The following is a 12428-nucleotide window of genomic DNA, read 5'->3' as shown; positions in this document are numbered from 1 at the left end:
CATGCAGCGTCCACCGATCGCCGCCCGGATCCAAGGGCCGGAGCCAAGGGGCCGGAGCCAAGGGGCCGGGTCCAAGAGGCCGGATGAGGGTGCGCGATCGCGCCGGCTCGATCGAGAAGCCGCAGGTTCTCGGATTCCGAGCCGCTTCCGGATACGTCGCCTTGTATGCTGACCCGCATCGAGAACCATAAAGCCGAGGCTGCTCGCCGCACGAAACGGACACAGCCTCACTAAACTGGGAAAAGCTCCCCCATTTGGACTCGAACCAAAAACCTGCCGGTTAACAGCCGGCTGCTCTGCCAATTGAGCTATGGGGGACCGCTCAGCACCCGCCTTGCCCGGTGCCGGGGAACAGAGTACATGACCCCCGGCGGTCCGCGCGAAGGGGTTGCCCGGGCGCGCCGCGCTCGAGTGAAACACCTGGTGCGGGAGTACCTTCCCGGCAGGATGGGTATGGGCCTAAGGGACGCACGCGGCGTCACGTACGGAAGGAGCCGCCATCATGCGCGGAAAGATGATGTTCCTCGCCGGCCTCGCGGCGGGCTTCGTCCTGGGCAGCCGGGCCGGCCGGGAGAAGTACGAGGAGATCCGGGACAACGCCAAGAAGGTTTGGGAGAGTCCCACGGTCCAGGAAGCGGCCGGTGTGGCTCAGGCACAGGCCAACAAGCTCTACTCGGAGGGCAAGGACAAGCTGCAGTCCTCCAAGCTGGGCGAGAAGCTGCACGTGGCCTCGGACACCACGCCGGCCGAATCGCTGGCCGGCTCGAACAGCAAGACCCCTGGCACCGTCTGATATCTCGCTCGACCAGAACGGCCGTCCCGGAGACCCGGGGCGGCCGTTCTGTGCCCGCGCGCGTCGCCGATCCCGCGCCGGCCGAGCGAATAGCGCGGCTACGGTTCAAGGGGAGACCGGAACCGTGGGAGGGCCGATGACCGACGAGAACAAGTGGCTGCGGATGGTCTCGGCCGATCCCGGGCACTCGCGGCGCTACATCCAGCGGTTCCGCGATCTCGCGGCCGGCGGCATGGATCTCGGCGGCGAGGCGCGGATGATCGACGCCATGGCCGGCCGCGGCGCCCGGATCCTGGACGCCGGGTGCGGCACCGGGCGGGTCGGCGGCTTCCTGCTCGAGGCGGGGCACGAGGTGGTCGGGGTCGACCTCGACCCGGAGCTGATCGCGGTGGCCCGGGCGGAGCACCCCAAGGGCGAGTGGCACATCGGTGACCTGGCCGAGCTCGACCTGGACGGCCATTTCGACGTGGCGGTCTGCGCGGGCAACGTGATCACCTTCGTGGCGCCCTCGACCCGGGTCGAGATCCTCCGCCGGCTGGGTGCCCACCTGCGCCCCGAAGGGCGGCTCGCGGTCGGTTTCGGGGCCGATCGGGGGTACGCCTTCGACGCGTTCCGCGCCGACGCCGCGACCGCCGGACTGAAGCCGGAGCTGCTGCTGAGCACCTGGGACCTGCGCCCGTTCACGCCGGAGTCCGACTTCCTGGTGGCCGTTCTGGCGCGAACCGCCGAGGAGGCGGCGGCGCGTTCGGATATTGACGACGGTCACTCGCGTCGGTAGCTTCGATTCACTCGAACATCCCGAGGGCGAGCACTGCTGCGCAGGCGGCGGGCTGGGGTGCGCACTGTCCCCTTCCCCCGTTACTGAAGGCTGGTCATGAGAAGACAGCTCAGCATCCTCGGCGCCGTCGTGGCCGCACTCGCCGCGTCGGTCATCATGTTCGTCAGCCCCGCCTACGCGGCGACCGGGCTGCACATCAGCGGCACCAACATCGTCGAAGCCAACGGCTCGAACTTCATCATGCGCGGCATCAACCACGCGCACACCTGGTACACGAATCAGACGAGCTCGTTCGCCAACATCAAGGCGACCGGCGCCAACACGGTCCGGGTGGTGCTCAGCGGCGGCCGGTGGACCGCCAACAGCGCCTCCGACGTGGCCAACGTGATCTCGCTGTGCAAGGCCAACAAGATGATCTGCGTCCTGGAGGACCACGACACCACCGGGTACGGCGAGGACGGCGCGGCCTACACCCTCGACCAGGCCGTGAACTACTGGATCGGCCTCAAGAGCGTGCTGGTCGGCCAGGAGGACTACGTCATCATCAACATCGGCAACGAGCCGATCGGCAACAACAACCCGGGCCAGTGGACCGCCGCCACCGTCGCGGCCATCCAGAAGATGCGCAGCAACGGCTTCCAGCACATGCTGATGATCGACGCGCCCAACTGGGGCCAGGACTGGCAGTACGTGATGCGCGACAACGGCCAGACCATCCTCGACGCCGACACCCAGCACAACACGGTGCTCTCCATCCACATGTACGCGGTCTTCAACACGGCCTCGTCGATCACGTCGTACCTGGACACCTTCAAGAGCAAGGGCTGGCCGCTGGTGATCGGCGAGTTCGGCTGGCAGTTCTCCTCGAGCGAGGTGGACGACCAGACGATCCTCAAGGAGGCGGTCGCCCGCGGCCTCGGTTACATCGGCTGGTCGTGGTCGGGCAACACCGACCCGATCCTCGACATGACCACCAACTTCAATCCGGCCCAGCTGACCACGTGGGGTCAGCGGATCGTCAACGGCGCCAACGGGATCAAGGCGACCGCCAAGCAGGCCACCATCTTCGGCACGAGCACGACGCCGACGACGCCACCCACCACGCCGCCGACGACTCCGCCGACGACTCCGCCCACCACGCCCCCGACGACCCCGCCGACCACCCCGCCCACGACTCCGCCGACGACCAACCCGCCGACCGGGGGCTGCACGGCGGCGTACGCGATCACCGGGCAATGGCCGGGCGGCTTCCAGGGCGAGGTCAAGGTGACCGCGGGCGGCAGCGCCATCAACGGCTGGACCGTCTCCTGGACGTACGCGAACGGCCAGTCCGTGTCGCAAGCCTGGAACGCCACGGTGACCAGCAGCGGTTCCGCCGTGACCGCCCGGAACGTCAGCTACAACGGCAAGCTCGCGGCCGGCGCCTCGACGACCTTCGGTTTCCTCGGCTCGTGGGCCGGCAGCAACCCCGTACCCTCGGTGTCCTGCGCGGCGAGCTGATCTTCTGCGGGCCTGGTCCGGCGGTGTCGCCGGGCCGGGCTCGGCTGTTATGAGCCTGTTACCTTCGGTTGCCGAACCGGATGGGGGACGGCCGCATCGCACTGTGTGGCAACCCCGATCAGAGAGGCAACCACCCATGCGCATCGCCCGTCTCGCCGCCGTCGCCGTCCTGCCGGCCACCATCCTGGCCGTCGCCGCCTGCACCGACGGCGGTGTGCGGGCCGTCGACGGCACGGCCGGCCCGGTCACCGGCGCCTCGTCCTCGTCCGCCGCACCTCCGGCGGCCACAAGCGCGGCGACGAGCGCGCCGACGTCCGCACCGACCACCCCGCCGTCGACCGCGGCGACCGGCACCGCGCCGGCGCGGAGCACGCCCGCCCGGCTCGTCCTCGGGCCCAAGGGCTACGGCGCCTTGAAGCTGGGCATGTCGCGGGAGGCGGCCTCCGCGACCGGCCTGATCGATTCGTGGAAGACCAGCGGGACCAGCGGCTGCATCGGGTACACCCACCTCAAGGCGAACACCGGCGACGAGGGTTCCGTGCTGTACTCCACCGCGACCGGGATCGTGGTCATCGACGCGCCGTCGAACGCCGTGCGCACGCCCGAGGGCATCCACATCGGCAGCAGCGTGGCCGCGGTGCTGAAGGCGTACCCGGATTGGGAGCCGGCCGAGGCGGACGGCCCGGGCGCGGACGGCCGCGGCTGGGCGCCGGTGCCCGGCAACCGCGACGCGTATTACCGCATGATGATCCAGGGCGGAAAGGTCACCGACCTGACGCTGCAGCACAAGAACCAGGACTGCTACGAGTGAAGACCGCGCACGATCTGGTCGGTGAGGTCGGCGTCGCCCACCTGCTTGACCTGCAGATAGATCCCGCCCACCACGACCTCGCTGTAGGAGATCGGGGTCCCGGCGCACCCGGTCCAGCGGCTCACCCGTCCGCCCGGGATCGCCCGATCCGATCGGGAGCACCGCTCGTGCGCGGGCAAGGTGGCCCCGTCCAGGCCCGGGGCGGCGCCGGCGAAGACGCCCGGACCGCCGGCGTACTCGGCCTCCCACGACGAGAGGTCGGCGGCGACGGCCAGACCGGGCCGCTGCCCGGCGGGCAGGCCCACCGCGGCCGGATCCCAGCCGGACTGTCGCGCCTGGACCGCCCAGCCGGCGGGGACCGCCACCGAGATCGTCCGGGTCGAGTCGGCCACCCGCACCCAGCCGGCCGGCGTGCCGGACGCGGGGAGCGCGCCGCCGAGCGCCGCGAGACCGGCCGCGGCGACCAGCAGTCCGGCGGTCCGGCCGGTCAGGTGCAGCATGCGGTTGCGGCGACGGGCCGGCGCGGCGGCGGCCTCGTCGAGGGCGTCGGCCAGCGCGGCGGCGGTCGGCCAGCGCCGGTCCCGGTCGGCGGCCAGGGCGCGCACGACGATCCGGTCGACGGTGGGCGGAATCCCGGCGCGGCGCTTCGACGGCGGCGCGGCGCCGTGCGGGGTGGTCGCGGTGAGCATCTGGTAGGTCAGCGCGCCGATCGCGTGCACGTCGGCGCGAACGTCCAGGCCACCGCCGGGCCGGGTCTGCTCGGGCGCCATGTAGCCGGGCGTCCCGGCGACCACCGTGAAGCCCGAGGCGTACGCGATCGCCTTGGCCAGCCCGAGATCGGCGACCATCAGCCGCTCGGCGCCGCGGACCGTGCCGAACAGCACGTTGGACGGCTTGAGGTCACGGTGCAGCACCCCGGCCGCGTGCAGGTCGGCGGTGGCCCGGGCGATGTCCGCGGCGATGCGCAGCGCCGAGCGGACCGGCAGCGGACCGGGCCCGAGCCGCTCGGCCAGCGTGCCGCCGTCCGCGTACGTCATCACCTGGTACGGCCGGCCGTCGGGCAGCTCGCCGTAGTCGTGGATGCGGACCAGCCGCTCGGAGTCGGCCCGGCGCAGCACCTGCGCCTCCTGCTCGAAGCGGGCCCGCACGTCCGCCTGATGGGCCCAGTTGTCGGCCAGCACCTTGACCGCGACCCAGGACTCGAGCGTCTCGTCCTCGGCCAGCCAGACGGTGGCGAACGCGCCCGCGCCGAGGCGCCGCTCCACCCGGTAGCGCCCGATCCGGGCCGGCATCGACACGCAGTCATTGTGCGGGTGCCCGACAATGCCGATCATGCGGGATGACCACACGGAGGCGCTGGCCCGGCGGGCCGCAGCCGGCGACGCCATGGCGCTGAACGACCTGCTCACCGCGATCCGCCCGGCGGTGCTGCGGCGCTGCGCCCGGCTGCTGCCCTGCTTCCAGGACGCCGAGGAGGCCTGCCAGGACGCGTTGCTGCAGGTCGCGCGCGCGATCGGCCGGTTCGAGGGCCGCTCGCGGTTCACCACCTGGCTGTACGTGGTGGTGGCGAACAGCGCCCGGCAGACGTACCGGTCGCTGAAGCGCCGCGCCGCCGAGCAGCACGACCTGCCGCCCCTCGACCGCCCTGACCCGCGCACCACCAGCGTGATCGCCGGCTCCCGGCTCGACTTCCTGGACGCCCTGGAACGCCTCGAGACCCGCCGGCCCGATCTGGTCGCCCCACTGGTGCTGCGCGACGTCTGCCAGCTCGACTACGCCGAGATCGCCGGCCACCTCGGCATCCCGGCCGGCACCGTCAAGTCACGCATCCACCAGGCCCGAGCCGACCTGCGCGAATACCTTTCGCCCGCGCTGTAGCCGGCCGGGCCTGCGCTGTAGCGCGCCGGCCTCGACCGGCGGCGGTGAACCGAGACTTTGACGCTCATCGCTACCGTGAGACTCCGACCACTCTCCGGAGGCTCGAGGTGACCATCGGCAACCCGCTCGTCGCGACGGCGTCCTCCGCGCCGGTCGATCCCTGGGCGGGCGTGTGGATCGCCGAGGACATCGAGCTGATCGCGAGCGGTGTCCGCAACGGGAGCTGGATCGATGCGGGGCTCGGTGGCGTCTCGGCCGGCCTGGACGCGCTGGCCGTGATATCCGACCCGATCGGCGCTCTTCTTCAGTACGGCGTCGCCTGGATCATCGAGCACGTCAAGCCGCTGGCCGAAGCGCTCGACTGGCTCGCGGGCGATCCCGCGCAGATCGCCGCCCACGCGCAGACCTGGCGCAACGTCGCCGGGGCGCTGCACGAGCGCGCGGCCGACCTGGGTCGCTGCGCGAGCCAGGACACGATCGAGTGGACCGGTACGGCCGGCGACGCCTACCGGGACTGGTCGGCCCAGCAGAGAGCCGCGATCGACGGGCTGGCGGAGGCCGCCGAGGCGATGGCCGTGATGGTCGACGCGTCCGGCGCGCTGATCGCCGGCGTCCGGGTGCTGGTGCGCGACGCCATCGCCACCCTGGTGTCGCACCTGATCTCCTACGCCGCCGAGGCGCTGTTGTCGCTTGGTGCGGCCACAGGTCTGATCGTCGAGCAGGTCGCCACGCTGTGCGCGTCATGGGCCGCCCGCATAGCCGGCTGGCTCCGCAACCTGGTGCACAGCCTGTCCCGGCTGCACGGCGCCGGCGACCAGATCGCCAAATTCATCGAGTGGCTCAAGGAGATTCTGGGCCGCCTCGCCGGACGCTTCGGCGGAAAGCGTGGTCGCCCATCGGAACGGCGCCGGCGGCAGGCGCTGATCGACGAGTTGGAGCGCGCCGGGATCAAGCACAATCCCGACGACATCCTGGAGATTGGGCGGGACGCATCCGGGCGGATCCTCTTCCTGGAGAAGGGCAACAGCCGGGCCGGGATGCAGCACATCCTCGAGCGCCACGGGCAGGACTTCACGAACGTCGGGGTACCTGAGGACAAGGTCGGCAGGTTGGTGTTCGAAGCGGTGACCTCAGGCCAGGTGGTCGGCACCGAGGGGCGGCGCAGCCCGCGGAACGTCTACGAGGTCGTGTTCGAGGGCCGTACCTATAGGCTCGCGGTCACCGTCGGCAGCAACGGCTTCATCGTGGGGGCGAATCCAGTTGGGCGATGAACGGAGCGTCATCCGGGTGATGACGGACTACGACTGCTTCCCGCTCTGGCAGCGCGACGAGAACGGCACCACGAACGTCGACCCGGCCTCGTTGCCGATCTCGGCGGAGCTGGCGTCCGCGTTGCTGGCCTGGGCCGACGAGTACGACGAGACGCTCGACCGCGACGACCCGATCCGGTCCGGATTTCCCGACGAGGCGGCGGCCGAGGCCTTCGACCGCCAGGGCCGCGAGCTCGCCCGCCGGCTGGCGAGCGAGCTCGGGCGAACCGTCCACTATTTCGATTCCGCGACGGCGACGGACGTCCCCGTCACACCGTGAGGGCCTGGCGGACGGCGGCCTCGGCGTGGGCGCCGCTCTCGCCGGTCGAGGTGACGCGGCCGGCCTCCAGGACGTAGTAGCGCTCGGCCGCCGTCAGCGCGAACCCCACGTGCTGCTCCACCAGCAGGGCCGACATGCCGCCCCACGCGGCGACCGACAGGATGGTCTGCTCGATCTCGGCGACCACCGACGGCTGGATGCCCTCGGTCGGCTCGTCCAGCAGGAGCGGGCGCGGGCGGGTGATCAGCGCGCTGGTGGTCGCCGCGCACGGCATCGGCCTGGACGCCTGGCGGGTGCTGACCCTGCTGGCCGACGGTCCACAGTCGATGAGCGCGTTGTCGGCCGAGGCCTTCCTGCCGCTGCCCAGCCTCACCCGCTTGATCGACCAGCTCGTCGACGACAACCTGGTGTACCGGCGGGTCGACGAGGCCGACCGGCGCCGGATCCGGGCGTACCTGACGACGCGGGGCCGTCGCCTGCACGCCCGGATCGCCGCCGACCTGACGGATCTGCCGGCCGACCCGCTCCTCGGGTCACCCGCTGAAAGTCCATCGAGTACGGTCAGCGCATGGCGGAGCTCTACTCGCGGCGGTCCTTCCTCGCCGGGGCGCTGACCGCCGGCATGCTGTCGACCTCCGCCGGATACTTCTTCACCCGGCGGAACAAGATTCAGCTCACGCTGGCCACCGGCGCCGATCCGACCGGCGGGCGGCAGCTGCTGGTCAGCATGTGGAACAGGCTGAACCCGAACGTCCAGATCCAGGTGCGCGAGGTCAACAGCTCCACTCAGGACCAGTTTCTGAAGTTCAACGAGACCCACGCCGACATCTTCAACCTCGACGTCATCCACATCCCCCGGTTCGCGGCCGAGGGCAAGATCGTCCCGATCGAGCTGGAGAACGACATCTCGCTGGTCGCCCCGGTACGCCGGGTGTGTGAGCGCACCGGGACCGATCAGCTCTGGGCGGTGCCGTTCAACTCCGACGTCGGCATGATGTTCCGCCGGGTCACCGACAAGCGGGCCGACGCGCCGGTCACGCTGAAGTCGGTGCTCGCCGCGTCGGCCACCGGGCCGGTCACGTTCGCCGGTCAGCTCGACACGGTGGGCCGCCAGACCGACGAGGCGTTCGTGTGCAACGTGCTCGAGCACGCGCTGGCGCAGGATGAGGCGATCCTCGACGAGGGCGGCGTTCTCTCGTACGGGCTGGGGCAGTGGCGCGACGCGCTGGCCCCGCTCGCCGACGCGATCCGCCGCAAACGGGTCGTCGCGGCGGCCGGCGAGGACGACACCGCCCGGGCGTTCCAGCGCGACAGCCTGCGGTACATGCGCAACTGGCCGGTCCGTTACCTGCCCCTCGACCGCGCCGAGCGGGCCCGGCCGGACACCGCCGAGATCCGCATCGACCGGCTGCCGCTCGGCATTCTCGGCGGCCAGAGCCTCGCGGTGGCGGCCGATAGCGACTACCGCGACGAGGCGGTCCGGGCGATCCACTTCCTGACCGACAACCCCGCCCAGAAGCTGCTCACCTCGTTCGGCTTCGCTCCCACGAGCGTGGACGCGTACATCGACGCCGACCTGCAGGAAGCCCTGCCGCACCTGAGCCTGGTGCGCTACGCGGTCGAGGGCTCCCGCCCGCGCCCGATCCACGCCAACTACGCCGAGTTCGCCCGCCGCTTCGCCGACCACACGCGGCGCCACCTGCACGACGGCGAGGAGCTGACCCAGCAGTTCATCACCGACATCCGGAGCGTGCTGCGATGACCGGTTCCGGCATCCAGGCCTGGCAGCTCTCGCTGGTGGTGACGCTGCTGATCGTCGCCGTCGAGCCCCTGGTGCACCTGCTCCTGAGCCGCCGGCCCAACCTGGCGGTGAGCCGCTGGTTCCGCACCACGGCTCTCGCCGTCCTGGTGATCCTCACCGTCGTGGTCGCCGTCGCGGCCCTGGGCCCCGACCTGGCCGACAAGCTCTCCAGCGTGGCCGCCGGCGTGGTGGCGCTGGTCGCCTTCGTCCTGGCGCTGCGCTCATACCAGTCCCAGTCCGCGCCGCCGTCCGGCACCGGCGCCCCGGAGGACCCCACCCCCCGGCCCGCGGCGGTCGAGCCCCCGCCCAGCCCGCCGGCCGCCGAGCCGCCCACCCCAGCCCCCGCGCCACAGCCGGGCCCCGCTTCGCCGGGGGCCGCTTCGCGGGCGACCCCCTTGCCTGGCCGTGATTCGCCGGCCCCCTCCCCGCCGGCTTCACCCTCGCCGGCTTCACCCTCGCCCGGTGCGACTCCGCCGGGCGGTCGGCCGTCAAGCGACCGGCAGCCGTTCCTTCCCCAGCTGGTTCGCCGCATCCTGGCCGGCCGCAAAGCGCCGCGGCGTTAGCGAGGCGCCGGGATCGAGCCCCTGTCTGAGCTGGGTGTGCGCGAGGCTTTGCTTTGCTTACTCACGGGAAGCGCCCGCTTGCTCTGCTTCACGGAGGGAAGCGTGCAAGCCAGGCGGTCCGGCTGCGCGCCCAGGTCCGTGATGAGGCCGCGACGTCCGTGACGAGGCCGCTTCGCCCGGATCGACCCGAAGCGGCCGGAGCCTGCTTACCGCGAGTAAGCAGAGCAAAGGGCGCGCAGACAGGTGGGGCGAAGCCGCGGCCAGGCAACGCGCGGCGGAGCTGAACCACCACCCCGAAAGACGGGTCGCCGATCGCGAACGACTCCCCGGGTGGGATCGCCTGACGGTAAGGGGAGCGCCGAGCCTCGCTCATCCGGCAGAATCGCAAGCTATGGGTGATTTGCGGGTCGTGGTGTGCGGGGGCGGCGCGGCCTCCGGGGTGGTCGGGCTGATCTCCGAGGCGGCGCGGCGCGGCTGGGCCGTCGACGTCACGGCCACGCAGAACGCGCTCGAGTTCATCGACGTCGCCGACGTCGCGCGGGTCAGCGGCCGGCCGGTGCGCACGACGTACAAGTTCGCGCCGGACGGCCGGCGGATCTCGCCGCCGGCCGATGCGCTGATCGTGGCGCCGGCGACGTTCAACACGGTCAACAAGCTCGCGGCCGGGATCGCCGACACCTACGCGCTCAGCTCGATCGCCGAAGTGATCGGGCGGGGCGTGCCGACGGTCGTCGTGCCGGCGGTCAACTCGGCGCTCGCCGCCCGGCGGCCGTTCCGCCAGGCGGTCGACGATCTGCGGTCCGAGGGCGTACGCGTGCTGTTCGGCCCCGGCGACGATTGGGAACCGCTGCCGCCCGGCCGGAACGACCCCCGCAACTTCCCGTGGCTGCGGGCCTTGGAGCTGGTCGAGGATTTGACATCGATCGATCGAGGCGTTCCGATGAGGGCATGACCAAGTGGCTCCTGGCGTTGATCTTGGCAGTGGGCGGAACGCAGGCGGTGGGCGGAACGCCGGCGGCGGAAGGAACGCCGGCGGTGGGCGGAACGCAGGCGGCGGAAGGAACGCAGGCGGCGGAAGGAACGCCGGCTCATGGGAGTGACCCGCTGAAGAACATGACCCTGGCCGAGAAGGTCGGCCAGATGATCGTCTCCTACGTGTACGGCGACAGCGCCACCGCGCCGAGTGCCGCCGATGCCGCCGCCAACCAGGCGATGTTCGGCGCCGACGTGTCCACCGCCGCCCAGGCCGTCGCCAAGTACCACCTGGGCGGCGTCATCTACTTCACCTGGAGCCACAACCTCGGCAACCCCACCCAGATCGCCGCCCTCTCCAACGGCCTGCAGCGCGCCGCGATGGCCGACACCGGCATCCCGCTGCAGATCAGCACCGATCAGGAGGGCGGCGTCGTCAACCGGATCGGCGCCCCGCTGGCGGTCTCCCCGGGCAACATGGCGCTGGGCGCGACCTTCGACCCGCGCACCGCCGAGCGGGCCGCCCGGGTCAGCGGCGAGGAGCTCAAGGCACTGGGTATCAACGTGGTCGACGCGCCCGTGGTCGACGTCAACACCAACCCCCTGAACAGCGCCGACGGCGTCCGCGCGTTCAGCGACCGGACCCACCACGTCACCGCTTTCACAACAAAGGCCATAAAAGGGTACGAGAGCGCGCACATCGGCACGCAGGCCAAGCACTTCCCGGGGCTGGGCGACACCACGGTCAACACCGACAACGGCGTGGCGGTCACCGACGAGAGCCGTCAAGAGATCCTGAAGACCCACATCCCGCCGTTCAAAGCAGCGATCCAGGCGGGCGCCGAGAGCATCATGGCCGCCCACATCATCGCCCCGGCGCTGGACCCGTCCGGCAAGCCGGCGAGCCTCTCCGAGCCGATCATCACCGGCCTGCTGCGCCACCAGCTCCACTTCAACGGCGTGGTGATCACCGACGCGCTGGAGGCGGCGGCTCTCGAGGACTACACCGACCAGCAGATCGTCCTGGACGCGGTGAACGCGGGCGTCGATCAGCTCCTCATGCCCCGCAACGTCCCGCTGGCCATCCAGACCCTCCTCGACGCGGTCGCCACCGGCGCCATCTCCGAGCGCCGCATCGACCAGTCCGTGCGCCGCATTCTCAAAACCAAGACTTATGACCCGTACGTCCCGGAGAACCCGGCCGTAGGCAGCTCCGCCCACCAGGCGGTGATGGCCGACGCCGCGGCCCGGTCGATCACGGTGCTCCGCGACGCGGCCCTCCCGCTCAAGGACGGCCAGAGCGTCCTCGTCACCGGCTGGGGTGTCTCCACGACCGCCAACCTCGCCACAGCGCTCGGCGCCACCCGGTTCTACACCGGTTCCCCTTCGGACGCCGTGATAGCCGAGGCCGTGGCGGCCGCCGCCGAGCACGACGTCACGGTCGTCACCACGTACAACGCCTGGTCGGATCCGACGCAGCAGCGCCTCGTCGCGTCCCTTCTCGCCACCGGCAAGCCGATCGTCGTCGCCGCGGTGGGCGGGCCCTACGACCTCGCGTACTTCCCGACCGCCGCGACCTACGTGGCCGCCTACGACTACCAGCCCGTCTCGATCACCGCCCTGGCCGCCGTCCTTCAGGGCAAGGCCCGGGCGACCGGCCGCCTCCCCGTCACGATCGAAGGTCTGTACCCGTACGGCAGCGGCCTGTCCGAAAGACGCTAGGAAGCGCTCGCGCCCCCGGC

14 protein-coding genes and 1 tRNA gene are annotated in these 12428 nt (G+C 71.3%); 12 read left to right on the top strand and 3 right to left on the bottom strand.

What is annotated here, in order from left to right; all coding sequences use genetic code 11:
• Window positions 1-245 precede the first annotated feature (245 nt).
• Window positions 246-318, bottom strand: a tRNA-Asn gene (locus ACFQS1_RS26345).
• Window positions 319-502: 184 nt separating this feature from the next.
• Between ACFQS1_RS26345 and ACFQS1_RS26340 the strand changes: the two genes are divergently transcribed.
• From ACFQS1_RS26340 to ACFQS1_RS26325, 4 genes are all read left to right on the top strand, one after another.
• Window positions 503-793, top strand: coding sequence for a hypothetical protein (locus ACFQS1_RS26340; RefSeq protein WP_378973219.1), 291 nt, complete (start codon window positions 503-505; stop codon window positions 791-793).
• A gap of 136 nt (window positions 794-929) precedes the next feature.
• Window positions 930-1571, top strand: a complete 642-nt coding sequence (locus ACFQS1_RS26335) for a class I SAM-dependent methyltransferase (protein ID WP_378973217.1) — start codon at window positions 930-932, stop codon at window positions 1569-1571.
• A 96-nt stretch (window positions 1572-1667) separates the two neighbouring features.
• Window positions 1668-3071 carry a cellulase family glycosylhydrolase gene (locus tag ACFQS1_RS26330; RefSeq protein WP_378973215.1) on the top strand — a complete coding sequence of 468 codons (1404 nt, stop codon included), beginning with the start codon at window positions 1668-1670 and terminating at the stop codon, window positions 3069-3071.
• 136 nt (window positions 3072-3207) lie between these two features.
• A complete protein-coding gene (locus ACFQS1_RS26325; protein WP_378973213.1) occupies window positions 3208-3882 on the top strand; it encodes a hypothetical protein in 675 nt (224 codons plus the stop codon).
• On the opposite strand, the gene ACFQS1_RS26320 is transcribed toward ACFQS1_RS26325, so the two are convergent.
• Window positions 3873-5174 (bottom strand): serine/threonine-protein kinase, encoded by a 1302-nt coding sequence (locus ACFQS1_RS26320; RefSeq protein WP_378973336.1) that lies wholly within the window; start codon window positions 5172-5174, stop codon window positions 3873-3875. The two genes, ACFQS1_RS26325 and ACFQS1_RS26320, sit on opposite strands and share 10 nt — an antisense overlap.
• Before the next feature lie 40 nt (window positions 5175-5214).
• Between ACFQS1_RS26320 and ACFQS1_RS26315 the strand changes: the two genes are divergently transcribed.
• From ACFQS1_RS26315 to ACFQS1_RS26305, 3 genes are all read left to right on the top strand, one after another.
• Window positions 5215-5760 (top strand): RNA polymerase sigma factor, encoded by a 546-nt coding sequence (locus ACFQS1_RS26315; protein ID WP_378973210.1) that lies wholly within the window; start codon window positions 5215-5217, stop codon window positions 5758-5760.
• Window positions 5761-5867: 107 nt separating this feature from the next.
• A complete protein-coding gene (locus ACFQS1_RS26310; RefSeq protein WP_378973208.1) occupies window positions 5868-7031 on the top strand; it encodes a WXG100 family type VII secretion target in 1164 nt (387 codons plus the stop codon).
• Between the two features lie 16 nt (window positions 7032-7047).
• A complete protein-coding gene (locus ACFQS1_RS26305) occupies window positions 7048-7350 on the top strand; it encodes a hypothetical protein (RefSeq protein WP_378973206.1) in 303 nt (100 codons plus the stop codon).
• Here the strand turns inward: ACFQS1_RS26305 and ACFQS1_RS26300 are convergent.
• Entirely contained in the window at window positions 7340-7624 is a 285-nt protein-coding gene (locus ACFQS1_RS26300) for a hypothetical protein (protein WP_378973204.1), read from the bottom strand. The genes ACFQS1_RS26305 and ACFQS1_RS26300 overlap by 11 nt on opposite strands.
• On the opposite strand from ACFQS1_RS26300, the gene ACFQS1_RS26295 reads away from it, so the two are divergent.
• The 5 genes from ACFQS1_RS26295 (at window position 7590) to ACFQS1_RS26275 (ending at window position 12408) form a co-directional block, all read left to right on the top strand.
• A complete protein-coding gene (locus ACFQS1_RS26295) occupies window positions 7590-7964 on the top strand; it encodes a MarR family transcriptional regulator (protein WP_378973202.1) in 375 nt (124 codons plus the stop codon). The genes ACFQS1_RS26300 and ACFQS1_RS26295 overlap by 35 nt on opposite strands.
• The gene (locus tag ACFQS1_RS26290) at window positions 7919-9112 is read left to right on the top strand and encodes a type 2 periplasmic-binding domain-containing protein (protein WP_378973199.1); all 1194 of its coding nucleotides are present in this window, start codon (window positions 7919-7921) and stop codon (window positions 9110-9112) included. Before ACFQS1_RS26295 ends, ACFQS1_RS26290 begins: the two co-directional genes overlap by 46 nt.
• Window positions 9109-9714, top strand: coding sequence for a hypothetical protein (locus ACFQS1_RS26285; protein WP_378973196.1), 606 nt, complete (start codon window positions 9109-9111; stop codon window positions 9712-9714). The genes ACFQS1_RS26290 and ACFQS1_RS26285 overlap by 4 nt, the downstream gene beginning before the upstream one ends.
• 391 nt (window positions 9715-10105) lie before the next feature.
• Window positions 10106-10666, top strand: a complete 561-nt coding sequence (locus ACFQS1_RS26280; protein ID WP_378973194.1) for a flavoprotein — start codon at window positions 10106-10108, stop codon at window positions 10664-10666.
• Complete coding sequence (locus ACFQS1_RS26275; RefSeq protein WP_378973192.1) at window positions 10663-12408, top strand: glycoside hydrolase family 3 protein; 1746 nt, start codon at window positions 10663-10665, stop codon at window positions 12406-12408. Before ACFQS1_RS26280 ends, ACFQS1_RS26275 begins: the two co-directional genes overlap by 4 nt.
• Window positions 12409-12428: the final 20 nt, after the last annotated feature.

The organism is Paractinoplanes rhizophilus, assembly GCF_042664765.1.
Classification (GTDB): Bacteria; Actinomycetota; Actinomycetes; order Mycobacteriales; family Micromonosporaceae; genus Actinoplanes; species Actinoplanes rhizophilus.
The sequence above is the reverse complement of the archived record's forward strand: the minus strand, read 5'-3'. Positions and strand labels throughout refer to the sequence as shown.